Below are 24,182 nucleotides of genomic sequence, written 5' to 3' on the forward strand. Positions count from 1 at the left end.
CTAGGGTCCAAACCCAATCATCTGCTTGAAGGCGTGCGGCTTTCGTGATTCACAGGCGGTGTGGATCAAAAGAGGTGCGGGATGGCGCTGTTCTGGCTTTCGGACGAGGCGTGGGCGGCGATCGAACCGCATTTGCCAAAGAACCAGCCCGGTGCCCGACGGGTGGATGATCGTCGGGTAATCTCGGGCATCCTGCACGTGCTGAAGGTCGGTTGCCGGTGGTGCGACTGCCCGGCCGATTATGGTCCATCGACGACGATCTATAACCGCTTCAACCGCTGGTCGCACAGGGGCTTCTGGCTGAAGCTGCTCGATGCCTTGGTGGATACCGGCGCGGTCACGAAAAGCACCGCGATCGACAGCACCTACGTCAAGGCACAGCGCGCGGCGTTCGGCGCAAAAGGGGGCGATCGAGCCAAGCGATCGGCCGTTCGCGCGGTGGCTGGACCACCAAGGTACACGCGCTCACCGACGTCATCGGCCGCCCGTATGCGCTGATGCTGACGCCCGGCAACGTCAGCGACATCAAGGCCGCACCCGCGCTTCTCGAGCGCGCCGGGCACATGCGCTACCTGCTGGGCGACAAGGGCTACGACGCCGACCGGTTGCGGCGCTCGTTGCGCGATGCAGGGGCTGTCCCCGTCATCCCAGGTCGGCGCAACCGCAAGCGCATCATCCGCTATGACAAGGACCGCTATCGCGGTCGCCACCTCATCGAGAACGCCTTCTGCCGCCTTAAGGATTTCCGCCGCGTCGCCACCCGATACGACAAGCTCGCGGCCAACTTCCTGTCAGGCGTCGCGCTGGCAACCGCTTTGGCGTTCTGGCTCTGAATGAGTCTGAACCCTAGGCAGCACGTCCGAAGCCTTCGCCGAAACTCCCGATGTTCCCGACGCCACTACGCTGGCACCGGGTCAGACGGCCAATAGCTCGTTCGGGTTCAATGGCCTTCCAAGCCCTGCCGCGCAGGCTCCCTCAGCGACCGCTCAGGCGGCAAGTGGCCCTCAGTGGGTGCAGACCGCGACCGGCTTTCGCCTCGTCGCACAGGCCCCCGCAAGTGGGCCTCAGGTGGGGCAAAGCATGACCGGCTATGATCCCTATCAGGCCAGCCGTAGTCCGACCGGCATTCGGGTAGCTCAGACCGGAGACGCTGCGCGCCGTTCGCATGGCACCCCGGTAGGTGACATTGCCTATTCAGCAACCGGCACCGGATACCGAGTGACCCCGACCGGGGAAGCTGCCCGCCGTGAGGCTGGCGTGCCGCTCGGGCCGGATGCCTGAGAATCGCCCTAGGAGACTCACACAGAGCTTCTAGGCTATCCCGGCCTACAGATACCCGACCGTTTCCAAATCGCTCCACACGGGCGGCTCTGGGGCGATTTCGGGTATCTGTATGTCCGGGTCTATTCGATCAACGGGAAAGGCGGCAACAGGAACCCCTATCGCCGCTGCCGGATCGCATCCGTTAAGCCGTTCAATCACTCTCTAGTCATCGCCGCTCTAGCCGTAGCCGTCGCTTTGGTAGCTGATCGCATGATCTACTAAGTCGAGGGCTGGCGTAGCCGCTCTCTAATCGGCCCGTTCCCTGCAAGGCCCCCTTAGCGGACTGGATCGGGAATGGCAAGTCCCGGCACCCGGTAAGATGCCATTGCCTCAGCCAAGCTATGAAGGTCATATCCGCTGCCATAATCATCGGCCACATCTTTGCCAGCATGGCCCATTAGCTGCCGCTGTATGCCCTCTGGCACCTTAGCTCTACGGGTATAATCCTTGAAGGTATGACGGAATGAATGGAATACTTTCCGCTTGTCCGTAATGCCGCATACTTTCCGCATGTAGGGGCCAAACCATTCACCCCACTTAGCTGTAAGACGGCCATAGATATTAGGAACAAGGTCCGGGAATACCCTGCCCTGTTGATCCTTCAATTTCTCAACATAGGTGATGAAGCCCAGCCGTTCTAGCTCAGGATGCAACGGCACTAGTCGTTCGCTAGCAGCATTCTTGATCCGGTTAGCCTGTCCTCGCTCGTCCGTACTCTCAGTGATATGTAGGAACCATCCGGCTAGCATCTTGCCATCCTGATCGGGATACTCCCGGCGCTGCACGTCCGAGACGCGAAGCTGGCCTATTTCCTCTAACCGCGCTCCGGTAAACAGACCGAGCAGCGGGAGCCAGTAAGCCGCCTCTCCCTTGCCCTGCTTAGGCCGTTCGCCATTAGCATAGACCGGGCTGGCGAAGATGGCCTGTAGCTCATCCAAGGCGAAGGGAAGCCGCTTGCCCTTGCCACTGTCGGCAACCTTGACGCTGATCCCCTCAGCTACATTCGCTGGCGCTAGGTCATTCTGGTAAGCCCAGCCTAGCAGGGTCCGCAGCCGGGATAGCTTCATGTTGGTATTGGAGACAGTCTGCCCCTCAGCAAGGAGCTTGTCCTTGAAGGCCAGCACGTCCTGCCGGGTAATCCGCTCGACGGGCTTGCGCTCAGTGCGGGCATAGAACCATTCGGCTACGGCCCGATGCGTATCCTTGCCCTTGGGGACGACACCGCGCTCTGAGGCCCAGCGATCTAGGATGTCCTTGTCGAGATACAGGCCGGAGGCGGTAGCAGGCTCGCACTCAACGGCTTGGATTTGACCTTCCGATGCGTGGGCAGATTGTCCATAGCGGGCATGTAAGCTGGCGACCAATGCCCCAGCCGTTTCCCGCTCATGCTCGACGGCCAGCTTCCCGGCTCTGACGATATCGGACACGGGAGCATCCGGCTCGATCCCAGCCGCAACGGCATCCATGATCGGGCTTAACCGCTCAATCTCCATGTCAGAGGCGAACAGGGCATCGGCCAGATTGTCTGAGTGCTGTTGCTCAGCTTCCCACCGGCTCCGCTCCCGCTCCAATGCAGCGGCGGACTTGGGTGGCAATGGCTTGGCAACGGACTTCGCAGCCGTGTCACGATCCCGCTCAGCTTGCCTCAACAGGGCATGAGCCGCTTTCGTCATGTCGGGTATCACGGCCTTGGCAGCGTCCCGGTCCTTTAGACCTAGCGACCGCTTAATCTCCCGCTTGCCAGCCATGAAGGGGCGCAGGTTCGCAGGTATCCCCATGCGGAAATAATAGACGCCATTGGGCGCTCTATGGAGGTAGGAACACATAGGCTATCGTCCTCGTACCTTTGTACTAGACGCCTGTAAAATACCTATGTTTCTCAGGGCTTTGCTGCAGTTTCAGCAGCTTAGAACGAATGGTGGAGCCGAGGGGGATCGAACCCCTGACCTCTGCAATGCCATTGCAGCGCTCTCCCAGCTGAGCTACGGCCCCATTCGTTCCGGGAGGCGACCCACTAGCGGGGGCGCCCGGGCATGGCAAGCGGGGAAATCCGCCTGCCATGCCTTTTTTCATATCGCCGTCAGATCAATGGTCGTCGTCTTCGGTCGGCGCTTCCACGCCGAGGTCGTCGTCGCCGCCGAGATCGACCTCGTCGTCGGCCGAGGGCTCTTCCTCTTCGCCCAGCGCTTCCAGATCCTCGTCCTCACCCTCGAGGTCGCGGTCGGCTTCCTTGGTGTCCGGCTTGGCCTGCTCGAACGGCAGCGGCTGCTTGGACTTCAGGATGGGTTCGGGATTCCACGTCGATCCGCAATTGATGCAGGTGACGGGATCGTCCTTCTCGAGGTCGTAGAAGCGCGTGGCGCATTTCGGGCACGTACGCTTCGTGCCCCATTCCGGCTTAATCATGCCGTGTCGTGCCTTTCGGAATTGGGTGTCGCAGGCTAAAGTCGCCCTTAGCCCGAGAGGTGGGCGGCGCCTTGCCATAGCGCAAGGTGGCTGTCAAAGCCCCCGACCCATGGCGCACCCTCTTCCCCAGGAACTGAGCATGGCCCCGCGCGGCCCGCTCACCGGCACGATCCAGGTCCCCGGCGACAAGTCGATCAGCCACCGCTCGCTGATGTTTGCCGCGCTCGCGGTCGGCACCAGCCATATCACCGGCCTGCTGGAAGGCGAGGACGTGCTCGCTACCGCGGCGGCGCTTCGGGCGATGGGCGCGGATATCGAGCGGATCGGCGAGGGCATGTGGCGGGTCGACGGTGTGGGCGTCGGCGGGCTGCTGCAGCCCAAGACCGCGCTGGAGATGGGGAACAGCGGCACCTCGACCCGGCTGCTGATGGGTCTCGTCGCCAGCCACCCGATCACCGCGACCTTCACCGGCGACGCCTCGCTCTCGGGCCGCCCGATGGGCCGCGTCATCGATCCGCTCGCGCAGATGGGCGCGGACATCACCGCCAGCCCCGGCGGCAGGCTGCCGCTGATGGTCCGCGGCCTCTGCCCGGCGGTGCCGATCAGCTACACGCTGCCCGTCGCCTCGGCGCAGGTGAAGTCGGCGGTGCTGCTCGCCGGCCTCAATACGCCCGGCATCACCCGCGTGATCGAGCCGGTCGCAACGCGCGATCACAGCGAGCGCATGCTGCGCGGCTTCGGCGCGACGATCGGCATCGAGCACACCAATCACGGCCGCATCATATCGATCACCGGCGAGGCCGAGCTGACGCCGCAGACGATCACCGTCCCCGGCGATCCCTCGTCCGCCGCCTTCTGGCTGGTGGCCGCATCGATCGTGCCGGGCTCCGATATCGTCGTGCGCAACGTCGGCCTCAACGTCACCCGCACCGGCCTGATCGCCGCGCTGCGCCTGATGGGCGCCGACATCACCGAGCTCGACGCGCGCGAAGTGGGTGGCGAGCCCGTCGCCGACCTGCGCGTCCGCCACGCAGCCCTGACGGCGATCGACGTGCCGCCAGACCTCGCGCCGAGCATGATCGACGAATATCCGGTGCTGTTCGTCGCCGCCGCCTTTACGACGGGACGCACCGTCGCCCGCGGCGCGCACGAGTTGCGCGTCAAGGAATCGGACCGGATCGCGGCGATGAGGGATGCGCTCGAGGCCTGCGGCGTGCCCTGCGAGGAATTCGAGGACGGGCTCGCGATCACCGGCACCGGTGGCGATGCCATCCCGGGCGGCGCTCGCATCGCCTCGAAACTCGACCATCGCATCGCGATGAGCCTGACCGTCGCCGGACTGCACGCCGCAAAGCCGGTCACGATCGATGACATAGGCCCGGTGGCGACCAGCTATCCCGTGTTCTATCAGTCGCTTGATGCATTGACGCAGGGAACGGCCGCATGATTATCGCCGTCGACGGGCCCGCCGCATCGGGCAAGGGCACGATCGCCAGAGCACTCGCGCGCCACTATGGCCTGCCCCATCTCGACACCGGCCTGCTGTACCGCGCAGTCGCGCTGACGGTCCGCCGGCTCGACCTCGATCCCGCGAAGGAAGCCGATGCGGTCGCCGCCTGCGGCTTCGACGACGCGCTCCTCGCCGATCCGGAATTGCGCAGCGACGAGATCGGCCAGCTTGCCTCGATCGTGTCCGCCCACCCCCTCGTCCGCGCGGCGCTGCTCCAACGCCAGAAGCGCTTCGCCCGCCAGCCCGGCGGCGCGGTGCTAGACGGTCGCGACATCGGCACGGTCATCGCGCCCGACGCGGACGCCAAACTGTTCGTCAAGGCCACCCCCCAGATCCGCGCGCAACGCCGCCACAAGGAGTTGCAGGGGCACGGCTCGCAGGTCAGCTTCGACAAGGTCCTCGCCGACATCCGCGCCCGCGACGCCCGCGACAGCGGCCGTTCCACCGCGCCGCTGGTGATGGCGGACGATGCGGCGCTGCTCGACACGAGCTTCCTGTCGATCGAGGCGAGCGTCCAGAAGGCGGTGACCCTGATCGAGGCGCGGCGGGTGAACGTCGCGGATGGTGCCGACGGCGGATGAGGGCGATTATCGGATGTTCAGGGGAAGCGGATTTCACCTTCGTCACTGCTAACATCGAAGAAGCCCACGCTGTGTTTGGTTGCAAGGCGGTCAACCTCTTCGAAGGCTAACGCGGCCACTGACCAAGCGAACGCCGCGTAAATTACAGATCGACCAATCGAGTAATCGGTCACGTTCGGATCGTCATAATCGTTCGACGCATGGGGGCCGTTCATCGGCGGAAAGACTTTCGACACGTCCGCAAACCAGCTTGCAAGCGAGGGCGTAGTTACTTGCGGGTCGTCATAGGAATGACCCTCGCCCCACCTCGTCTGTGCATCATACCAACGTAGAAAGTCGCCTCTGTTGCGGGGAGCAATAGCAGGATCGAACACCATCAAGTCGTAGCTCATGCATGGGTTCTGATTGATGCCTCGAATGTCCGCAAGTGGGCGAAAGCGACCTCTCCTACTCCTCCACGCCGCGCCACCCCGCCCACCTTGCCAAAACACCCGTTTTCCCCTAAGCGGCCACCGTCCGGCGAGCAGGTGCTCGCGGAGGTAGGCGCGATCGGTTCGACCGTTCGCGCCCTTTTCGCATGATGCGCATCGCTTTTCCTCCGCCTGTCCCAGCCCAATGGATGCCGCGATCGGCATGGGGTCGCCGCGGCGTTTTCAGCCAAGACCAGCGGAACCAACCGCTTGGCCGGAAACAGTAAACCTGAGGACACTCTAACCCTATGGCTACCCAGCCCACTCCTACCCGCGACGATTTCGCCGCGATGCTCGATGACATGTTCGGCGGTGCCGACAGCTTCGAGGGCCGTGTCGTCCACGGCACCGTCACCGCGATCGAGAACGACATGGCCGTCATCGACGTCGGCCTGAAGTCCGAAGGCCGCGTGCCGCTGCGCGAGTTCGCCGCACCGGGCCAGAAGGCCGAGCTGAACGTCGGCGACGAAGTCGAGGTCTATGTCGACCGCGTCGAGAACATGCATGGCGAAGCGATGCTCAGCCGCGATCGCGCCCGTCGCGAAGCCGCCTGGGACAAGCTGGAGCTCGAATTCAGCAAGACCGCCCGCGTCGAGGGCGTCATCTTCGGTCGCGTCAAGGGCGGCTTCACCGTCGACCTGTCGGGCGCCGTCGCGTTCCTGCCGGGCAGCCAGGTCGATATCCGCCCCGTCCGCGACGTCACGCCGCTGATGGACATCCCGCAGCCGTTCCAGATCCTGAAGATGGACCGCAAGCGCGGCAACATCGTCGTGTCGCGTCGCGCGGTGCTGGAAGAGACGCGCGCCGAGCAGCGTTCGGGCCTGATCCAGAGCCTCGCCGAGGGCCAGATCATCGACGGCGTCGTCAAGAACATCACCGATTACGGTGCGTTCGTCGACCTCGGCGGCATCGACGGCCTGCTGCACGTCACCGACCTGTCGTACAAGCGCGTCAATCATCCGTCCGAGATGATCGCGATCGGCGATACCGTGAAGGTGCAGATCATCCGCATCAACAAGGACACGCAGCGCATCAGCCTCGGCATGAAGCAGCTCGAGTCCGACCCGTGGGATGGCGCATCGGCCAAGTATCCGGTCGGCGCGAAGCTGTCGGGCCGCGTCACGAACATCACCGAATATGGTGCGTTCGTCGAGCTGGAAGCGGGCATCGAGGGCCTCGTCCACGTCAGCGAGATGTCCTGGACCAAGAAGAACGTCCATCCGGGCAAGATCGTCAGCACGTCGCAGGAAGTCGATGTGGTGGTGCTCGAGGTCGACGAGGACAAGCGTCGCATCAGCCTCGGCCTCAAGCAGGCGCAGAACAATCCGTGGGAAGCGTTCGCCGCCGCCCATCCGATCGGTTCGACCGTCGAGGGCGAAGTCAAGAACGCGACCGAGTTCGGCCTGTTCATCGGTCTGGACAACGACGTCGACGGCATGGTCCACATGTCGGACATCGCCTGGGGCGTGTCGGGTGAGGATGCCCTCAACCTGCATCGCAAGGGCGAGACGGTCCAGGCCGTGGTGCTCGACATCGACGCCGAGAAGGAGCGCATCAGCCTCGGCATGAAGCAGCTCGAGCGCGGCGGCCCGTCGGCCGGCGGCATCGCGGCATCGGGCGATCGCCTGAACAAGAACGCGATCGTCACCGTCACCGTCCTCGAAGTCCGCGATGCGGGCCTCGAAGTCCAGCAGGGCGACGATGGCGCGACCGGCTTCATCAAGCGCACGGATCTGGGTCGCGACCGCGACGAGCAGCGTCCGGAGCGTTTCCAGGTCGGCCAGAAGTTCGACGCGATGGTGACCGGCTTCGACCGGTCGAAGAAGCCGACCTTCTCGATCAAGGCGATGCAGATCTCCGAAGAGAAGCAGGCCGTGGCCCAGTACGGTTCGTCCGACTCGGGCGCGACCCTCGGCAACATCCTGGGCGAGGCTCTCAAGGCCCGTTCGGACGCCGAAAAGAAGTAAAGACCTGCGGGGCCGGGACAAAAACGTTCCGGCCCCGTTTCTTTTTTTGGACCGGTTACGGATCGGCCCTGTACGTGGGGCCGATTGATCTCTATCAAGCTCTGGTTGCATAGAGCCGGGGGGAGCTTGTGATGATCCGTTCTGAACTCGTTCAAAAATTGTGCGATCTGAATCCGGGCCTCGCGGCCCATGACGTCGAGGCGATCGTCGCGACGTTCTTCGACGAAATTTCGCGTCGGCTGGCTGCCAATGGCCGGGTCGAATTGCGCGGCTTCGGGGCCTTCTCGACCCGCTCGCGCGAAGCGCGCGTCGGGCGCAATCCCCGCACCGGCGAAACCGTCGATGTCGAGGCCAAGCGCGTTCCGTATTTCAAGCCGGGCAAGGAAATGCGCGCGCGCCTGAACGTCTGAGGCGGATATCCGCCATAGCGGCTTGACGCCCCGGCCCGGCTGGGCTTGTCGTGCGCGGGTGCGCGGACGTGGCGAAATCGGTAGACGCTGCCGACTTAAAATCGGCTTCCATCGGAGTGCGGGTTCGAGTCCCGCCGTCCGCACCATCCTTCTGCTCGCCGGGTTGGTCCCGGCGCTGCTCGCCGGGTGCGACCGGCGGCCCGATTCGGGGCCGGTGATCGTCAGCGCGATCGGTGGCGCGCCGCGGCTTTCCGACCCGGTGCGCGGCCGGCCGGATACGGCGGGGCGGCTGTTGCTCGACGCCGCCGCCGAGGGGCTGGTCCGCTTCGATGCCAACGGGCAGATCGAACCCGGCCTCGCCGAGCGATGGATCGTGATCGATCAGGGCATGAGCTACATCTTCCGCCTGCGCGATGCGCGGTGGAGCGATGGCAGCCGCGTCGAGGCCGAGCAGGTCGTCGCGCAATTGCGCCGCCAAATTGCGAGCGGATCGCGCAACCCGCTCGCCCCTTTCCTCACTGCCGTCGACGAAATCGTGACGATGACCCCGCAGGTCATCGAGGTGCGGTTGCGGCGGGCGCGGCCCGATCTGTTGAAGTTGTTCGCGCAGCCGGAACTGGCGCTGTGGCGTGACGGGACCTCCGGCGGCGCCGGGCCGATGCGGGTGGTGCAAGAGGGCAAGCGCAGCCTGCTGCTGCGCCCCGCCTTCGATCCCGGCCGCGCCGATCCCGAGGACCAGCGCCAGACGCGGCCCGAACAGGACGTTCGGCTGATCGGCGAGCGCGCCGCCCGCGCCATCGTCCGCTTCGCCGCACGCGATTCGGATTACGTCGCCGGCGGCAGCTTCGCCGACTGGCCGCTGGTCACCTTCGCCGCCATCGCCCCGGCGAACGTGCGCACCGACCCGGCGGCGGGTCTGTTCGGCTTCGCCATCGTCCATCGCGACGGCTTCCTCGCCGAGGCGCAGAATCGCGCCGCGATCAGCGGAGCGATCGATCGCGTCGCAGTGACCGGCGCGGTGATGCAAGGCTGGGAACCGGCCGAGCGCATCCTGCCCGACACGCTCGATTCGACCGTGCCCCCGGCGCTGCCCGGCTGGTCGCTGCTCACCCCCGACCAGCGCCGCGAACAGGCGCGCGCGCGCGTCGCGGCCTATGGCATGCCGGTAACGCTGCGGATAGCGCTGCCCGCCGGACCGGGTGCGACGATCCTGTATGCGCAGGTCGCCGCCTCGCTGCTGGCCGCCGGGATCACGCCGCAGCGCGTGGGCATGGCCGAGGATGCCGACCTGCGCCTGATCGATCAGGTCGCGCCCTATGACAGCGCGCGCTGGTACCTCGCCAATGCCTGCGCGATGTGCGGCGACGAGGCGCGGACCGCACTGATCGCCGCGCGCGATGCGCCGACGCTTGCCGAACGGTCGCGACTGATCGCGGTGGCGGATGCGGCGCTGGCGATCGACACCGCCTTCATCCCGATCGCCCGCCCGCTGCGCTGGTCGCTGGTCGCGATGCGGCTGCGGCAGTGGCGGCCCAACACGCGGGCGTGGCACCCGTTGAACCGGTTGCGCGACGACACCAGATAGAGCGCATGACCACGCGCCCGCAACCGATCCACGCCCGCCCGCTGCTGGACAGCCTGCCGATCGGCCGCGACGCCGCCTCGACCCGCATCCGGCTGGAGGCGATGGAGCGGGTGATGGAGGGGCTGTTCGTCATCCCCGGTACCAATCGCAAGGTCGGCATGGACGTGCTGCTGGGGCTGGTGCCGTTCGTCGGCACCACGCTGGCCGCGCTGATCGGATCATGGCTGGTGTGGGAGGCGCGCAACCTCGGCATGTCCCGGCTGCAGATGGCGCGGATGTTCGGCAATGTCGGGATCGACTGGGCGCTGGGCCTCGTGCCGTTCGTCGGCGCAGTGCCGGACTTCTTCTTCCGGTCGAACACCCGCAACCTGCGGATCATCCGCAAGCATCTCGACCGGAATCATCCGGCGACCGCGACGATCGTCGGCTGATACCGGCCGGCGCGGGCGCTATCGCGCGCCGCGCCAGATTTTGATCGCGGCGGCGGGTGCCACGCCGCCCTGATGCGCCGGGCAGCGCCGATAGCGGAACGCGGTGTCGAGACAGATCCAGATTTCGTCCAGCCAGCCCTGCCGGTCCGCAGTGACGCGCATCATGTCCGCATCGAGACCCGGATTGGCCTTCGCGACGGCCTGCGCCAACCCGCCCGCGGTCAGCGGGTCGCGCGACAGGGCGTACATGTCGGGGTAGCGCAGCCTGGCATACAGCCCGGTCGAGCGCGCGAAATAGCTGTCGGGCCGATAGCCAGCCATGCAGGTGCCATGCTTGGCCCATTCATGCTGCAACAGCTGTGCCGACGGCGTCGCGCAGATGTTGCGACGGATGACGCTGCGCGACAGCAACGGCGTCGCCTTGCAATATTGCGGCCACTGCTTGCCGACGCCATCGGGCCACAGGCCGTGCAGCGTGAAGCCGAAGCGATTGCCACCGCCGCACTGGAACCGCGCCGCGGCGTCGCGGCCGTGCTCGCGGCAATATTGCGGCGCCCAGCTGATCGCGAGCGTATAGCTGCCGATTGGCAATTGCCGTTGCGGCTGGCCGGCGCTCGGCAGGTCCGGCCGCGGGCGATCGATGGTCGCCGGTGTCGCACAGCGATAGGCCTGCGCCTGCGCGACCGCCGGCACCGCAAGCGCGACCGCCGCGGTGGCGAGCCGTGCGATCATGGCAGCGGCGTCTCGAGATCGTCCTCGTCCAGCCCCTCGCCGAACCAGATCTTGGCATCCGGCCGGAACAGCATCACTATCGCGATTCCATTCAGTACCGCCGCAAATATGCTAAGTACTGCAGAAGGCGGGGAAACGAATGTCTTCATCAACAAATTAAATAGCAACCCCAAAACAGATATACAGAAAACGATAGTCACTATCCATTTTGCTACCAGACTGCTCCGTCGCGCGACAAAATACCAGATAACCACCGGAAATACAAAACCAAGCACGGTAGTTACCGGCAGATACCACTCACCAATCAACGCAGCTGCCTGGCGAACAGCAGGCATAGCTTGAATTTTATTCCAGCTAATCAGTAGATTAATCAAACCGACAAAAAGCGCGCCAAGATAGCAACGCTCGAACTTTACGATCGAAACCGGCCGCTCCATTACGCCCCCCTGCCAATACCAAAGCTAGGCTACTGCACTGCGAGAGCAAAATCGAGCCCGATATCGGCGGCCGGCGCCGATTGGGTCAGTCGCCCGACCGAGACATAGGTGACGCCGCTGGCGGCGATGGCGCGGATCGTGTCGAGGCGGACGCCGCCGGAGGCCTCGGTCGGCACGCGACCGCCGACCAGTGCGACCGCCTCGCGCAGCATCGCCGGCGCCATATTGTCGAGCAGCAAGTGCGTCGCCCCGGCGCCGAGCGCGGGTTCGATCTGGTCGAGCCGGTCGACCTCGACGATGATCCGCGCGATCCCCGCCGCGACCGCGCGCGAAACCGCGGCGGCGACACCGCCCGCGACCGCGACGTGATTGTCCTTTATCATCGCCGCGTCCCACAGGCCCATCCGGTGGTTCTGCGCGCCGCCGGTCGCGGTGGCATATTTCTCCAGCCGCCGCAGCCCGGGGATCGTCTTGCGCGTGTCGAGCAGGATGCCCCCGGTCCCCGCCATCGCATCGACATAGGTACGCGTCAGCGTCGCGATGCCCGACAGATGCTGGACGGTGTTGAGCGCGGACCGTTCCGCCGTCAGCATCGCGCGGGCATTGCCGTGCAGGCGCAGCAAGGCAGTCCCCGCCGCGACGCGATCGCCGTCCTCGACCAGCCTCTCCAGCACGACGCCGGCATCGAGGCTGCGGAAGAACGCCTCCGCCACGCCTATGCCTGCGACGACGATATCCTCCCGCGTGTCCATCAGGCCGGCGAAACGCGCATCGGCGGGGATCACCGCGGCCGAGGTGATGTCACCACCCTCGCCCATGTCCTCCGCCAGCGTTGCCGCGACGAACGCATCCACATCGAAACCGGGTAGCGAAAAGACCATTATTCGTATACCAAAAGAGGGTTAGAGATGACGATGCGCAGGGTCATCGGTTCGGCATCCGGCCCGGTAGGATTGACGATGATGGATGAACAAGCGGCGACCGCCGAACTGCATCGCCTGTTGACCTTGGCGCTGGAAACGGCGGACCGGCTGGACCTGACGATGATCGCCATCCACATCGACGAGGCACGCAACCTGCTTGCCGAAAACGACGCGGCGGCGAACCACTGATCCGGCTCAGTCGCCGGTGACCGGCACGGCACGAACCGGACCGAGATCGCCCTGCCCGACCGTCGCCGACGCCATCGTCAGCATCGCATCGAGGCTCTTTTTGGCCTTGAGCCGCAGCCCCTCCTCGATCTCGATCCGCGGCGTCAGGTCGCGCAGTGCGACGTAGAGCTTTTCCATCGTGTTGAGCGCCATGTACGGGCAGATGTTGCAGTTGCAATTGCCGTCCGCGCCGGGCGCACCGATGAAGCGCTTGGTTGGCATCGCCTTTTCCATCTGGTGGATGATGTGCGGCTCGGTCGCGACGATCAGCGTGTCGCCCGGCATGGCATTGGCGAATTCGAGGATGCCGCGCGTCGAGCCGACGTAATCGGCATGGTCGAGGATCACCGCCGGACATTCGGGATGCGCGGCGACCGGCGCGCCGGGATGTTGCGCCTTGAGCTTGAGCAATTCGGTTTCGCTGAACGCCTCGTGGACGATGCACACGCCCGGCCACAGCAGCAGCTCGCGCCCGGTCTTACGCTGGAGATAGCCGCCGAGATTGCGGTCGGGGCCGAAGATGATCTTCTGGTCGCGCGGCAGCTGCGCAAGGATCGTCTCGGCGGAGGAGGAGGTGACGATGACGTCAGAGAGCGCTTTCACCTCGGTCGAGCAGTTGATGTAGGTAAGCGCGATGTGATCGGGATGCGCGGCGCGGAAGGCGGCGAACTGGTCGGGCGGGCAGCTGTCCTCGAGCGAACAGCCGGCGTCCATGTCGGGCAGCACGACGATCTTGTCCGGGCTGAGGATCTTGGCCGTCTCCGCCATGAAGCGCACGCCGCAGAAGGCGATGACGTCGGCGTCGGTCGCCTGCGCCTTGCGGCTGAGATCGAGGCTGTCGCCGACGAAATCGGCGAGATCCTGCAATTCCGGCTTCTGGTAATAATGGGCCAGGATCACCGCGTTGCGCTCCTTGCGGAGGCGCTCGATTTCGGCGCGCAGATCGAGTCCGGCGAAGCTCAGGGTCAGTTCCATACGCCCCCGTTAGGCGATTGTGGCGCGCCGCTCAACGCGCGTTGCCGAGCACCTCTTCGAGCGAGCGGCTGGCGTCCCAGCGTTCGGTCGATGCGACGGGATCGTCGGCGAAGCTGACCTTGACCGTGGCGTCGATCCCGGCGGCGCGCAGCGGCATCGCGAAGCTGCTCTCGACCGCACGGCGGGTGGCGTCCTTGGCCAGTTTCATCGGGGCGCCGTCGCGCGCCTGCCGCACGAGTTCGGCCTGACCGGCGCGGCGATTGGCGGCGTCGAGCCGGGTGTCGGCATCGGTGACGTGCGACAGGATGCCGCCCGTGCCATATTCGCGGATTGCGGTCAGATCGACCTGCGGCCCGTCGAGTTCGATCCCCGGCAGCCGCACCGATAATGTCCGCGTGTCCGCGTCCCACGCGACGTCGCGCTGGGTCAGCTTGCCGAGATCGACCTCGTAGCGGACCAGCCCGGGCATGATGAGCGTCTTTTCCGTCGACAGGCCGAGCTGCGACTGGCGCGAGGTGCTGACCGCGACGAAGCGCGCGGCGAAGGCGGACAGGCGGTTCTGTTCGCGCAGCCCCTGAAGGCTGGCGCTGGCGACGGTGGTCGGATCGGGCGACAACCGCCGCTCGACGTAGCGCTGCACGCCCCACAGGCCGATCATGACGGCGAGGCCGAGCAGGATTATCACTCCCACCGCCTTGCCGAGGAACGATCCGGTCGAGGATCGCGCGACCGGAACAGGCTCGTTCACGCCGCGATCCGCCATATCCCGTCCTCCCCGTTCACCAGTTCCCGGCCGCGCAGGTCGTAGAGATGCGCCAGCACCGACCGCTCCGCCGCCGGGATCAGCCGCGGGTCGAGCCCGACGTACATCCGCGCGGTGATCGCATCAAGCGCGAGCGGCGCCGCGCGCAGCAGGCGCAGGATCTGCCCCTCGCGCTGCTTGCGGTGGCCGAGCATGCCGCGCACCAGCCGCTGCGGATTCTCCACCGCCTCGCCATGGCCGGGATAATAGATGCGATCGTCGCGGCCGAGCAGCTTGTCGAGGCTCGCCATATACTGGCCCATGTCGCCGTCGGGCGGCGAGACGACGCTGGTCGCCCAGCCCATGACATGGTCGCCGGAGAACAGCGCGCGCGTTTCCGGCAAAGCGAAGGCAAGATGGTTCGAGGTGTGGCCCGGCGTCGGCAGCGCCGTCAGCGTCCAGCCGTCGCCGGCGACGTCCTCGCCCTCCGCCAGCACGCGGTCGGGCGCATATTCCATGTCGAACGCCGCATCGAGCCGCGGGGTGTCGCTGGCGACATGCACAGGCGCGGCCCCGACGATCGGCGCACCGGTGGCGGCGGCGAGCGGCCGGCTGCCCGGGCTGTGATCGCGGTGATGATGGGTGATGACGATCGCGCGCACCGGCCGGCCGGCGATGACGCGGAGCAGCGCGTCGATATGCGCGGGGTCGTCCGGCCCCGGATCGATCACCGCAAGATCGCCCGCGCCGACGATGTGCGTCTGCGTGCCGCCGTTGGTGTAGGGCGAGGGATTGGTCGCGAGCACTCGCGTAACGAGCGGCTCGAGCTGGATCGGGATGCCGGTCGGATGCTCAGCCATTGCGTCCGATGTGGCGCGGTGTGCGCTGCAGCGCAAGAGGCGACCTCCCCCGCCGGCATGCGGGAGAGGTCGCGCGCATCGGATCAGTCCTTGTCGGGCGAGGCCATTTCGGTGCGCAGTTCGGCGAGCGCCTCGTCCATCTCGGCGAGCGCCTCCTTGCGGTCGGCGTCCGCCATGTCGCGGTTGGCGGCGATGCTGGCACGCGTCGCCTGCACGCTGGCGAGCGCGGTCGTCATCGCGTCGCGGCGGATCTTCTCGGCGTCGACGGCGGCGAATTTGTTCGCGGCCACCATCCCCTCGATCCGGTTGGTGCAGATCACCATCGTCCGCTTCTCGCCCTTGACCGCATGGACCACGATCTCCTTCGGGCCGCCGTCCCGGCCGTTGGTGCAGTTCCGCTCGGTGACCTCGGGCGCCATCTTCAGCGACCGGTCGACCATCTGCTGGATCGCATGGTCGTCGAACGTGCCGTCGGACGCGGAGGTATAGGTGCTGACCTTGCCGTCCTTGCCGACGCGATTGACGACGATGCGCTTGGCCGGTTTCGCGACGGCGGGCGGCTGCGGCGCCTCGGGCGCGCGGGGCGCGTCCACGGCGCCCGGGGCCGGCGGCGCGGCGGGGGCAGGCGGCGCCGGCGGCGCGGTCTGGAGATCGACGCCCAGCGTGTTGCCGACCTTGCCGGTCAGCGCGGCGGCGGCGCTGGTGCCGGATGCGGTCAGGCCGAGGCCGGCGAGGACGAGCGTGGAGACGAGCGCGCCTCCGGTGGCGAGGCGGCGGCGCGAGCGCGGCGAGGTGGACAGCATGCGGATTCTCCCTTTCAGATCGTCGATGGTGTGGAGGTGGCAGGCGGCGGACACCGCGCCGCCGTGCGCCGCCTTGACGATGGCGCAGGCATAGGCGTGGCGGTCGATGGTCGAGCGGCCGGCGAGCACGCGGGCGTCGTTCGCCAGTTCCTGGTCAGCCCGGAAGGCGCGGAAGGCGCGCCAGGCGACGGGGTTGAACCAGTGGATCGCCAGCACCGCGAGCGCGATCCAGTTGGCGATCAGGTCGCCGCGCTGGTGGTGGCCGATCTCATGTTCGAGCGCGAGTTCGCGTTCGTCGGCATCGTAGCGGTCGGCAAAATCGAGCGGAAAGGCGACGTAGCGGCGCAGCACCCCGAAGGCGAGCGGCCCGGTCGCGACATGGCTGGCGATGACATGCACCCCCCTCACCCGCTCGATCGCCGCGGCGGAGCCGAGCAGGCGGCGGCAGAAGCGGGTATGGCTGGTCAGATGCCAGAACAGGAAGGCGAGCGCGCCCACCGCCCACAGGCCGCCGACGACCAGCGCGATCGAGGGTACGGACGGGGCGGCCACCGCGGCCGCAGCGCTGCCGCCGCCATCGACGACGAAGACGGTGATCGTCTCGCCGACGCCGGAGATCGGCGTCACCGCCGCCTGCCGCCACGCATCGGGCAGCGGCGGCAGCGCCAGTCGCAGCACCGGCAGCGCCCATAACGCATAGGCGACCTGCGGCCCGAAGGCGTTGCGGACCGGGCGACGCGCCAGCAGGACCAGCAGCATCAGCAGGGTGGAGGCGATCAGCGCCTCGATCAGCCACCCGGTCATTGCTTGAGGTCCTTCAGCAGGGCCTCGATCTCGGCGATGTCCTGCGCGGTGAGCTCGTCACGTTCGGCAAGGTGCGCGACCAGCGGCGTGAGCTTGCCGCCGAACAGACGGTCGATCAGTCGCTTCGATTCGCCCGACACATAGTCGCCGCGCGCGACGAGCGGGTGGTAGAGGTAGCGACGGCCATCCTCCTGATGCGCGATCGCCGCCTTGGCGAGCAGCCGCCCGAGCAGCGTCTTGACCGTATTGGCGCTCCACCCCTTGGCGGGATCGACGCGCTCGGCGACGTCCTGCGCGGTCAGCGGCGCCTCGTCCCACAGCACCTCCATCACCGCATGTTCGGCATCGCTGATTCGTTCTGCCATGGTCGGCTCCTTTGTAACTACGGATGTAATCGCTGTGATTACGCCTGTAGTCAAGAGCCAACGCGGCGTAGCGGTACAACTGTCGGACGGCTTTACAGGCGGGAGAGTGCAGCGCGGCGCGTTAACCACCGTGACGGCGCAAATCCGGGGGTCGGCCGAACTGGCACACGGCCTGCATCGTGTGCAGCAGCCGAGCGTTTCGACGCTTCAGCAGGGTGGGCCTGCCGCTATCTTCCGAGTCTCGCGCAGCCCACCCGCACCCGGCCGTCAGCCGGCGGCGGCCATCCGCACCGATGATCCAGACGCGCCCCGCAACGCGGCATGCGCCAGCGCTTCGGGATAGATCGTTCCGAACAGATGGTCGAAGGTGCGCGTCCAGCTGAAATGCCGCTCGACGTGCGCGCGTGCCGCGGCGCTGGTCCCGGCGAGATCGCCCCGCCACAATCGCTCGACGTTCGCCGCCATCGCCGCGGTATCGTCGACCGGACCGAGCAGCCCCAATCCAGCCGGCACCCGCGCCGGCATCGCGCCGCTGGCGACGCCGACCACCGGCAGCCCCGCCGCCTGCGCCTCGATGATCGAGATGCCGAACGTCTCGTCGGCCATCGCCGAGACGTACAGGTCCGCCGACGCCAGCGCCCGCGCGAGCGCCGCACGATCGGGTTCGAAGCCGGTGAAGGCGATGGGCAGGTCGGCCGCGTCGCGCTGCAGCTGTGCGCGCAGCTTGCCGTCGCCGATCATCACCAGCGCCGCGCCGAGCTCGGGGGGCAGCCGTCGCATCATCGCGACCAGCCGGTCGGCACGCTTCTCATTGTCGATCCGGCCCGCATAGACGAGCAACGGCCCCGCGCCCGGCAGGCCGAGGCGGCGGCGATAGTCGGGATCGCGCTGCGCGGGATGGAAGAGCGCGGTATCGACGCCGAGCGGCAGCACCCCGGTCCGCGTGATGCCGCGGCGGCGCAGCGTCTCGCGCGCGGCCTCGCCCAGCGTATAGACGTGGTCGAACTCGCGATAGGTGATCTCGGTATAGCCGAGGCTGAGCCAGTAGAAGAGCTTGCCCGCCGGCCCGAACAGCGAACGCGCGACCCGGTCGACATGCGCGTTGGGAAAGTCGGTACGATAGCCCGCGACCAGCGCGGTGGCGGGAAACGCGCGGCGGTGTTGGATCGCGGTCCAAGGCAGCACCCAGGGACAGAGCGATTCGATCACGTCGGGGCGATAGTCGGCAAGCAGCCGGCGCACCGCGGCGACGCGCAGGATGAAGCGATAATGGGGGCTGCCGCGCACCGGATCCGCCGCCACCTCCGCAAAGATATGGCGGCCGTTCATCGTCACCCGATCTTCGGGGCCCGGCACGATCTGCAACAGGTGATGCGGCGTATGCGACAGCACGTGGTCGCGCTTTTCGCGCAGATAGGTGCTGATCCCGCCACCGCCGGTCGGCGAATAGCTTTGCGTCAGGTCGCAGACGAGCAACGGGCGCCCCGCATGCGGCGCGCCCCGGTCGACCAGCATTGTCGCGAACCGCTCAGCCGGCCGCGGCTTCGCCCTTCAGCAGGGTCGCCAGCTCGCCGCTCTCGTACATCTCCATCATGATGTCCGATCCGCCGACGAATTCGCCGTTGGCATAGAGCTGCGGGATCGTCGGCCAGTCCGAATAGGCCTTGATGCCCTGACGGATACCCTGATCCTGCAGCACGTCGACGCTCTCGTAATCGACGTTCAGATGATCGAGGATCGCGACGGCGCGGCTGGAGAAGCCGCATTGCGGGAACAGCGGGCTGCCCTTCATGAACAGCACCACCGGGTTGCTCTTCACGACGGCATCGATGCGGGCGTGGGTATCGTCGGTCATGGTCATCATCCTCAAGCGGCTGCGGTCTTCAGTTGCAGCGCATGCAATTCGCCGCCCATGCGATGCCCTAGCGCCGCATAGACAGCCTGGTGTTGCTTGCGGAGCGGCAGCCCCGCGAAACTCGCCGACACGACGCGTGCGGCATAATGATCGCCATCGCCGGCCAGATCGGTGATCTCCACCTCGGCATCGGGGATCGCGGCGCGGATCAAGGCGGCGATATCGTCGGCAGCCATCGGCATCCGCCTTACTCCGACTGCATCAGCTGGCGGCGCGCCTCGATCGCCTTTTCGGCGAGCGCGCGGCGGACGACCGCATCGTCGATGTCGACGCCGGCGGCGGTGAGGTCGCTGAACAGCTTGCGCATCACGTCCTCGTCGCCCGCTTCCTCGAAATCCGCCTGGACGACCGCCTTGGCATAAGCGTCGGTTTCCTCGGGCGTCAGCCCCATCTGCTGCGCGGCCCATTGACCGAGCAGGCGGTTGCGGCGCGCGGTGACGCGAAACGCCATCTCCTCCTCGTGCGCCATGTGGTTTTCCTCGGCCTGTCCGCGATCGTCAAAACTGGTCATGGCCCACTCACCCCCGGGGTTATGCTCCCCCGTCACATAGGTGCCGCCCCGCACCCGTGCAACGTATGCGCCGTTCCGGGACGTTTTCCTGAAACGGGTATGTCGACATCGAACCCTGTGGAACTTTCGGCCGGGACGTGAGATGGTGAAATACGACGTCATCAACGACGCCCGAGGAGAAGGACGATGCTGAAGCCCCATGCCACCATCGGCTATGACGCCCGACATGCCGACGGTCGTGCGCCGCCGCTCGCCGGGGTCGTGATCGGCACGGCGATCTCGCTGCTGCTGTGGGCGATGATCGCCGCGCTCGTCTTCGCGGTGCGCTGACCGGTCAGCCGACCTCGACCACCAGTTTGCCGATGGCGGCGCGCGCCGCCATCCGTGCGATCGCGTCGCCGCCGCGCTCGAAGGCGAAGGTTTCGGTGACGCGGGGGGCGATCCGCCCCTGCTTCCAGAGGCTGAACAGCTCCTCGACATGCGCGGCATTGGCCTGCGGATCGCGCGCCGCGAACGCCCCCCAGAAGACGCCGCAGACGTCGCAGCTTTTCAGCAACGTCAGGTTGAGCGGCAGCTTCGGAATGCCGGCGGGGAAGCCGACGACCAGATAGCGCCCCTCCCATGCGATCGACCGTAATGCCGGCTCGGCATAATCGCCGCCGACCGGATCGTAGATGACGTCGAACCCGCCGCGACCGCCCGCCGCCTTGAACTGTTCGGCCAGCGCCTTGGACTGGTCCTTGTCGAACGGCGCGCGACCGTAGATCAGCGTCTCGTCCGCACCCGCCGCTTTGGCCGCCGCCGCTTTCTCGTCGGACGACACCGCGGCGACGACGCGCGCGCCATAGGCCTTGCCGAGTTCGATCGCCGCCAGCCCGACGCCACCCGCGGCCCCCAGCACGAGCAGCGACTGCCCCGCCTGCAGCCGGCCCCGATCGAGCAGGGCGTGGATCGTGGTGCCGTAGGTCAGGATCAGCGCCGCGCCCTCGGCGAAGCTGCGCTCTTCGGGCAGGCGGTACAGGCGCTGCGATTCGGTCGCGATCTTCGTCGCGAGGCCGCCATGGCCGATCACGCCCATCACCCGGTCGCCGATTTGCCAGTCGGTGACGCCCTCGCCCACCGCCTCGATCACGCCGGAGATCTCGCCGCCCGGCGCGAACGGCCGCGTCGGCTTGAACTGGTATTTGTCCTCGATGATGAGGACGTCGGGATAGTTGATCGCGCATGCCCTGACCGCGATCAGCACCTGCCCCGCGGCAGGCTGCGGATCGGGCAGCTCGGTCAGTTGCAGGGTTTCAGGTCCGCCCGACGCCGTTGACAGCAATGCCCGCATATCCGCTCCTGCTCGCGATCCAGGGGCGGTGTTGATCCACCGCGCCTTCGAAATTCGAAATCGCGGTATCCTTTGCCATCGTCAGGCCGATCTCGTCCAGCCCCTGCATCAGGCATTGGCGGCGGAAGGCGTCGAGTTCGAAGGCGAAGCGGTCCTGATACGGGGTGGTCACCGTCATCGTTTCGAGGTCGACGGTGACCGGCTGGTCCCTCGCCACCTCGACGAGCCGGTCCACCGCCGCCTGCGGCAGCACGACGGGGACGATGCCGTTCTTGAACGCATTGCCCGAGAAGATATCGGAAAAGCTCGGCGCGATCACCGCGCGCACGCCCATGTCGGCGAGCGCCCAGGCGGCATGTTCGCGGCTCGACCCGCAGCCGAAATTGTCGCCCGCGATCAGGATCGGTGCGCCGGCATAGCGCGGGTCGTCGAAGACGTTGCCGGGCTGCGCGCGTACCGTTTCGAACGCCCCGCGCGACAGGCCGGTGCGCGTGATCGTCTTCAGCCAGTGCGCCGGGATGATGATGTCGGTGTCGATATTCTTGGCGCCCCACGGATAGGCGACGCCGCTGACGGTCGTGACCGGCTGCATCAGCGCTGCGTCTTCACCGGATGCGCGAGCACGCGCGCGCCCGCGACATAGGCGGCGACGCCGCTCATCATCGCGCCGGCCACCAGCAGGACAAGGACCTTCTTCACAGCTTTGCTCCCATCAGATCGCGCACGTCGGCGAGGCGCCCGGTCACCGCCGCGGCGGCGGCCATCGCCGGCGACAACAGGTGTGTGCGTGCACCAGGCCCTTGTCGACCCACGAAGTTCCGGTTCGACGTGGACGCGCACCGCTCCCCCGCAGGCACCTTGTCGGGGTTCATCGCCAGGCACATCGAACAGCCCGGCTCGCGCCATTCGAAGCCGGCGGACAGGAACACGCGGTCGAGCCCCTCGGCCTCGGCCTGCCGCTTCACCAGACCCGATCCCGGCACCACCATCGCGCGCACGCCGTCGGCGACGTGCCGCCCGTCCGCGACCGCGGCGGCGGCGCGCAGATCCTCGATCCGGCTGTTGGTGCAGCTGCCGATGAAGACGTGCTGGACCGACACGTCCTGCATCGCCGTGCCCGGCGTCAGGCCCATGTAATCGAGGCTGCGCTGCGCCGCGGCGCGCTTCGAGGGATCGGCGAAGCTGTCCGGCGCCGGCACCACACCGGTGATCGGCACCACGTCCTCGGGGCTGGTGCCCCAGGTCAGCGCCGGGGCGATGTCGGTCGCATCGAGCCGCACGACCTTGTCGTAGGTCGCGGCCGGATCGGTCGCGAGGCTGCGCCACCATGCCACGGCCCGGTCCCACGCCTCGCCCTGCGGCGCCATCGGGCGGCCCTTCAGATAGGCGAAGGTCCGATCGTCCGGCGCGACGAGGCCGGCGCGCGCACCGCCCTCGATCGACATGTTGGCGACGGTCATCCGCCCCTCGATCGACATGGCGCGGATCACGTCGCCGGTATATTCGATGACATGGCCGGTACCGCCCGCCGCGCCGATCCGGCCCATGATCGCGAGGATCACGTCCTTCGGACTGACGCCGAAGCCGAGCGTGCCGTCGACGCGCACCTCCATCGTCTTCGACTGGCTGAGCAGCAGCGTCTGCGTCGCGAGCACATGCTCGACCTCGCTGGTGCCGATGCCGAACGCCAGCGCGCCCAGCGCGCCATGCGTCGAGGTGTGGCTGTCGCCGCACACCAGCGTCGTGCCGGGCAAGGTGAAACCCAGTTCCGGCCCGACGACATGGACGATGCCCTGCTCCGCGGCGGTCGCATCGATATAGTCGATGCCGAATTCGCTGGTATTGCGGCGGAGCGCGTCGAGCTGCTGCGCGCTTTCCGGATCGGCGATCGGCAGCAGCCGCCCGGCGGCATCGACGCGCGGCGTTGTCGGCAGATTGTGATCGGGCACGGCGAGCGTCAGTTCGGGCCGGCGGACGCGGCGGCCGGCGACGCGCAGCCCCTCGAACGCCTGCGGACTGGTCACCTCATGGACGAGGTGGCGGTCGATATAGATGAGGCAGGTGCCGTCGTCGCGCCGTTCGACGACATGCGCCGCCCAGATCTTCTCGTACAATGTTTGCGGTCGGGTAGCCATGATGCGGGCGCGTTAACCGAAAGCTGCGCGAAGGTCGAGCCGGAGTGGCGGAAAATTGCTTTGCCGCACCCAAGCGTTGCTGCGCGCGGCGGCGATGACCTAGCTGTCGTAGGCTGCCGTCGTCTTCGCCGCGACCTCCTCCGCGGTCACGCCGGGTGCGAGCTCCACCAGCCGGAACGCCGAGCCGTGATCCGGCCGGCGGAACACCGCGAGATCGGTGACGATCATGTCGACGACGTTCTTCCCCGTCAGCGGCAGCGAACAGGCGGGGATGAATTTCGGGCTGCCGTCCTTGGCATTGTGGTCCATCACGACGATGATCTGCTTGACCCCGGCGACGAGGTCCATCGCCCCGCCCATCCCCTTTATCATCTTACCGGGGATCATCCAGTTGGCGATGTCGCCGCCCTCGCTGACCTCCATCGCGCCCAGCACGGTCAGGTCGATATGGCCGCCGCGGATCATCGCGAAGCTCTGCTCGCTGCCAAAATAGGCGCTCTGCGGTAGTTCGCTGATCGTCTGCTTGCCGGCGTTGATGAGGTCGGGGTCGACCTCGTCGTCATAGGGGAACGGGCCGATGCCGAGCATGCCGTTCTCCGACTGCAGCGTCACGGTCATCCCCGCGGGGATGTTGTTCGCGACCAGCGTCGGGATGCCGATACCTAGGTTGACGTAATAGCCGTCGCGCAATTCCTGCGCGGCGCGCGCGGCCATCTGGTTGCGGTCCCACGCCATG

Annotated in this window: 28 protein-coding genes and 2 tRNA genes; 10 read left to right on the forward strand and 20 right to left on the reverse strand. The window is 66.8% G+C overall.

Going from position 1 to position 24,182, the window contains the following annotated elements; genetic code table 11:
• Nucleotides 1-81: 81 nt before the first annotated feature.
• Nucleotides 82-833 (forward strand): IS5 family transposase gene (locus B2515_RS01425; protein WP_414711351.1). Its coding sequence is split into 2 segments (ribosomal slippage): nucleotides 82-402 and nucleotides 405-833, totalling 750 coding nucleotides; the frame shifts between segments, so codons are not numbered across the junction.
• A 765-nt stretch (nucleotides 834-1,598) separates the two neighbouring features.
• Here B2515_RS01425 and B2515_RS01430 read toward each other — a convergent pair.
• The 3 genes from B2515_RS01430 to B2515_RS01440 all read right to left on the reverse strand — a co-directional run bounded on the left by B2515_RS01430 (nucleotide 1,599) and on the right by B2515_RS01440 (nucleotide 3,729).
• The gene (locus tag B2515_RS01430) at nucleotides 1,599-3,149 is read right to left on the reverse strand and encodes a site-specific integrase (protein ID WP_349676222.1); all 1,551 of its coding nucleotides are present in this window, start codon (nucleotides 3,147-3,149) and stop codon (nucleotides 1,599-1,601) included.
• Between the two features lie 90 nt (nucleotides 3,150-3,239).
• Nucleotides 3,240-3,315: transfer RNA gene (locus B2515_RS01435), tRNA-Ala, on the reverse strand.
• Between the two features lie 93 nt (nucleotides 3,316-3,408).
• Entirely contained in the window at nucleotides 3,409-3,729 is a 321-nt protein-coding gene (locus B2515_RS01440; RefSeq protein WP_262829412.1) for a TIGR02300 family protein, read from the reverse strand.
• 109 nt (nucleotides 3,730-3,838) lie between these two features.
• Between B2515_RS01440 and aroA the strand changes: the two genes are divergently transcribed.
• Both aroA and cmk read left to right on the forward strand, forming a co-directional pair.
• Entirely contained in the window at nucleotides 3,839-5,176 is a 1,338-nt protein-coding gene (gene aroA / locus B2515_RS01445) for a 3-phosphoshikimate 1-carboxyvinyltransferase (protein ID WP_293872838.1), read from the forward strand.
• On the forward strand, nucleotides 5,173-5,820 hold the full coding sequence (cmk, locus tag B2515_RS01450; protein WP_293872839.1) for a (d)CMP kinase: 648 nt from the start codon (nucleotides 5,173-5,175) through the stop codon (nucleotides 5,818-5,820). The genes aroA and cmk overlap by 4 nt, the downstream gene beginning before the upstream one ends.
• 17 nt (nucleotides 5,821-5,837) lie before the next feature.
• Here the strand turns inward: cmk and B2515_RS01455 are convergent, their stop codons facing one another.
• Complete coding sequence (locus B2515_RS01455; RefSeq protein ID WP_293872840.1) at nucleotides 5,838-6,212, reverse strand: hypothetical protein; 375 nt, start codon at nucleotides 6,210-6,212, stop codon at nucleotides 5,838-5,840.
• 326 nt (nucleotides 6,213-6,538) lie between these two features.
• Here B2515_RS01455 and rpsA point away from each other — a divergent pair, with 326 nt between their 5' ends.
• The 5 genes from rpsA to B2515_RS01480 all read left to right on the forward strand — a co-directional run bounded on the left by rpsA (nucleotide 6,539) and on the right by B2515_RS01480 (nucleotide 10,683).
• Complete coding sequence (gene rpsA / locus B2515_RS01460; protein ID WP_293872841.1) at nucleotides 6,539-8,257, forward strand: 30S ribosomal protein S1; 1,719 nt, start codon at nucleotides 6,539-6,541, stop codon at nucleotides 8,255-8,257.
• A gap of 131 nt (nucleotides 8,258-8,388) precedes the next feature.
• Nucleotides 8,389-8,667, forward strand: a complete 279-nt coding sequence (locus B2515_RS01465; RefSeq protein WP_293872842.1) for an integration host factor subunit beta — start codon at nucleotides 8,389-8,391, stop codon at nucleotides 8,665-8,667.
• A 62-nt stretch (nucleotides 8,668-8,729) separates the two neighbouring features.
• Nucleotides 8,730-8,813: transfer RNA gene (locus tag B2515_RS01470), tRNA-Leu, on the forward strand.
• 17 nt (nucleotides 8,814-8,830) lie between these two features.
• Nucleotides 8,831-10,252, forward strand: coding sequence for an ABC transporter substrate-binding protein (locus B2515_RS01475; protein ID WP_293872843.1), 1,422 nt, complete (start codon nucleotides 8,831-8,833; stop codon nucleotides 10,250-10,252).
• Between the two features lie 5 nt (nucleotides 10,253-10,257).
• On the forward strand, nucleotides 10,258-10,683 hold the full coding sequence (locus B2515_RS01480) for a DUF4112 domain-containing protein (RefSeq protein ID WP_293872844.1): 426 nt from the start codon (nucleotides 10,258-10,260) through the stop codon (nucleotides 10,681-10,683).
• Nucleotides 10,684-10,701: 18 nt separating this feature from the next.
• Here the strand turns inward: B2515_RS01480 and B2515_RS01485 are convergent, their stop codons facing one another.
• The 3 genes from B2515_RS01485 to nadC are packed head-to-tail and all read right to left on the reverse strand — an operon-like array spanning nucleotide 10,702 to nucleotide 12,733.
• The gene (locus B2515_RS01485) at nucleotides 10,702-11,415 is read right to left on the reverse strand and encodes a ribonuclease T2 family protein (RefSeq protein WP_293872845.1); all 714 of its coding nucleotides are present in this window, start codon (nucleotides 11,413-11,415) and stop codon (nucleotides 10,702-10,704) included.
• Nucleotides 11,412-11,852, reverse strand: a complete 441-nt coding sequence (locus B2515_RS01490; RefSeq protein WP_293872846.1) for a hypothetical protein — start codon at nucleotides 11,850-11,852, stop codon at nucleotides 11,412-11,414. Before B2515_RS01490 ends, B2515_RS01485 begins: the two co-directional genes overlap by 4 nt.
• A gap of 29 nt (nucleotides 11,853-11,881) precedes the next feature.
• Nucleotides 11,882-12,733 (reverse strand): carboxylating nicotinate-nucleotide diphosphorylase, encoded by an 852-nt coding sequence (gene nadC, locus B2515_RS01495; protein WP_293872847.1) that lies wholly within the window; start codon nucleotides 12,731-12,733, stop codon nucleotides 11,882-11,884.
• Nucleotides 12,734-12,760: 27 nt separating this feature from the next.
• Here nadC and B2515_RS01500 point away from each other — a divergent pair, with 27 nt between their 5' ends.
• Nucleotides 12,761-12,964: a hypothetical protein gene (locus B2515_RS01500; RefSeq protein WP_293872848.1), complete on the forward strand. Its 204-nt coding sequence runs from the start codon at nucleotides 12,761-12,763 to the stop codon at nucleotides 12,962-12,964.
• Nucleotides 12,965-12,970: 6 nt separating this feature from the next.
• Here the strand turns inward: B2515_RS01500 and nadA are convergent, their stop codons facing one another.
• The 9 genes from nadA to B2515_RS01545 form a co-directional block, all read right to left on the reverse strand.
• Nucleotides 12,971-13,978 (reverse strand): quinolinate synthase NadA, encoded by a 1,008-nt coding sequence (gene nadA, locus B2515_RS01505; protein ID WP_293872849.1) that lies wholly within the window; start codon nucleotides 13,976-13,978, stop codon nucleotides 12,971-12,973.
• 31 nt (nucleotides 13,979-14,009) lie between these two features.
• Nucleotides 14,010-14,741, reverse strand: coding sequence for a DUF4230 domain-containing protein (locus B2515_RS01510; protein ID WP_293872850.1), 732 nt, complete (start codon nucleotides 14,739-14,741; stop codon nucleotides 14,010-14,012).
• Nucleotides 14,723-15,580 (reverse strand): MBL fold metallo-hydrolase, encoded by an 858-nt coding sequence (locus B2515_RS01515; RefSeq protein ID WP_293872851.1) that lies wholly within the window; start codon nucleotides 15,578-15,580, stop codon nucleotides 14,723-14,725. The genes B2515_RS01510 and B2515_RS01515 overlap by 19 nt, the downstream gene beginning before the upstream one ends.
• Nucleotides 15,581-15,663: 83 nt before the next feature.
• A complete protein-coding gene (locus tag B2515_RS01520) occupies nucleotides 15,664-17,187 on the reverse strand; it encodes a M56 family metallopeptidase (protein ID WP_293872852.1) in 1,524 nt (507 codons plus the stop codon).
• Nucleotides 17,184-17,552: a BlaI/MecI/CopY family transcriptional regulator gene (locus B2515_RS01525; protein WP_293872853.1), complete on the reverse strand. Its 369-nt coding sequence runs from the start codon at nucleotides 17,550-17,552 to the stop codon at nucleotides 17,184-17,186. Before B2515_RS01525 ends, B2515_RS01520 begins: the two co-directional genes overlap by 4 nt.
• Before the next feature lie 267 nt (nucleotides 17,553-17,819).
• Nucleotides 17,820-19,067, reverse strand: a complete 1,248-nt coding sequence (locus B2515_RS01530) for a glycosyltransferase (RefSeq protein WP_293872854.1) — start codon at nucleotides 19,065-19,067, stop codon at nucleotides 17,820-17,822.
• Between the two features lie 13 nt (nucleotides 19,068-19,080).
• The gene (gene grxD, locus B2515_RS01535) at nucleotides 19,081-19,407 is read right to left on the reverse strand and encodes a Grx4 family monothiol glutaredoxin (RefSeq protein ID WP_293872855.1); all 327 of its coding nucleotides are present in this window, start codon (nucleotides 19,405-19,407) and stop codon (nucleotides 19,081-19,083) included.
• 11 nt (nucleotides 19,408-19,418) lie between these two features.
• Entirely contained in the window at nucleotides 19,419-19,649 is a 231-nt protein-coding gene (locus B2515_RS01540) for a BolA family protein (RefSeq protein ID WP_262829454.1), read from the reverse strand.
• Between the two features lie 5 nt (nucleotides 19,650-19,654).
• Nucleotides 19,655-19,978, reverse strand: coding sequence for a DUF1476 domain-containing protein (locus tag B2515_RS01545; RefSeq protein WP_293872867.1), 324 nt, complete (start codon nucleotides 19,976-19,978; stop codon nucleotides 19,655-19,657).
• A 186-nt stretch (nucleotides 19,979-20,164) separates the two neighbouring features.
• Between B2515_RS01545 and B2515_RS01550 the strand changes: the two genes are divergently transcribed.
• Nucleotides 20,165-20,308, forward strand: coding sequence for a hypothetical protein (locus B2515_RS01550; protein WP_293872868.1), 144 nt, complete (start codon nucleotides 20,165-20,167; stop codon nucleotides 20,306-20,308).
• Nucleotides 20,309-20,312: 4 nt separating this feature from the next.
• Here B2515_RS01550 and B2515_RS01555 read toward each other — a convergent pair whose 3' ends face one another.
• From B2515_RS01555 to B2515_RS01570, 4 genes are all read right to left on the reverse strand, one after another.
• A complete protein-coding gene (locus B2515_RS01555) occupies nucleotides 20,313-21,311 on the reverse strand; it encodes an NADPH:quinone oxidoreductase family protein (RefSeq protein ID WP_293872869.1) in 999 nt (332 codons plus the stop codon).
• Nucleotides 21,274-21,903 carry a 3-isopropylmalate dehydratase small subunit gene (gene leuD, locus B2515_RS01560; protein WP_293872870.1) on the reverse strand — a complete coding sequence of 210 codons (630 nt, stop codon included), beginning with the start codon at nucleotides 21,901-21,903 and terminating at the stop codon, nucleotides 21,274-21,276. The genes B2515_RS01555 and leuD overlap by 38 nt, the downstream gene beginning before the upstream one ends.
• A 103-nt stretch (nucleotides 21,904-22,006) precedes the next feature.
• Nucleotides 22,007-23,446 carry a 3-isopropylmalate dehydratase large subunit gene (leuC, locus tag B2515_RS01565; RefSeq protein WP_293872872.1) on the reverse strand — a complete coding sequence of 480 codons (1,440 nt, stop codon included), beginning with the start codon at nucleotides 23,444-23,446 and terminating at the stop codon, nucleotides 22,007-22,009.
• A 99-nt stretch (nucleotides 23,447-23,545) separates the two neighbouring features.
• A complete protein-coding gene (locus B2515_RS01570; RefSeq protein WP_293872874.1) occupies nucleotides 23,546-24,181 on the reverse strand; it encodes a 3-oxoacid CoA-transferase subunit B in 636 nt (211 codons plus the stop codon).
• Nucleotide 24,182: the final 1 nt, after the last annotated feature.

This window comes from Sphingomonas sp. UBA978 (assembly GCF_002292295.1).
GTDB lineage: Bacteria > Pseudomonadota > Alphaproteobacteria > Sphingomonadales > Sphingomonadaceae > Sphingomonas.